The following is a 580-nucleotide window of genomic DNA, read 5'->3' on the forward strand; positions in this document are numbered from 1 at the left end:
AATGAACCACTATGGACTCCAAGTCCATAGTTTCGGGCTGGTGACTTAAAGTCACCGCAAGGTCATTTCTCTATTATAAAATTACTTCCTTCACCATCGTCAGGTCTTCTATGATGCTCTAGATACTCATTAACCATTTCATCGGTAATATTTCCAGTGCTCCAGCATCCATAGCCTATGCCCCAGAAGTGCCTGCCCCAATATTTCTGTTTGAGAACGGGGAATTCTTGTTGGAGCTTTCTTGAACTTCTCCCTTTCAGCTTCTTGACCAAGTAGCTTACACTTGTCGAAGGACGGTATTCTATGTGCATATGAACGTGTTCCTTAGAGACAACACCCTTTAGAATTGTGACATCTTCTGCATCACAAATTTGCATAAGTAAGGTTCTGCAACGAACTTGTATATCTCCTTTTAAAACCGGATAACGGTATTTTGTACTCCAGACTAAATGTACTGTTAAACGAGAAACCGTATGTCCACTTGTTCTTTGTTCCGGCATTTAACAAAGGTAGGTTTTTTTAGAAGCTAAAGCGAAATGCACTAAAGTACATAGTTTTAACTATTTTTGAGACCAATAAA

Annotated in this window: 1 protein-coding gene; it reads right to left on the reverse strand. The window is 39.3% G+C overall.

Annotated features, from left to right (window positions below):
• Positions 1 to 62: 62 nt before the first annotated feature.
• Positions 63 to 500, reverse strand: coding sequence for an IS200/IS605 family transposase (gene tnpA / locus RM545_RS17500; RefSeq protein ID WP_311496575.1), 438 nt, complete (start codon positions 498 to 500; stop codon positions 63 to 65).
• Positions 501 to 580 lie beyond the last annotated feature (80 nt).

Source organism: Autumnicola lenta (genome assembly GCF_031846515.1).
GTDB classification, from domain to species: Bacteria; Bacteroidota; Bacteroidia; order Flavobacteriales; family Flavobacteriaceae; genus Autumnicola; species Autumnicola lenta.

Excerpts from the sequence above, each read along its gene's own strand:
- tnpA (WP_311496575.1), bottom strand. The coding sequence starts at position 500 with ATGCCGGAACAAAGAACAAGTGGACATACGGTTTCTCGTTTAACAGTA.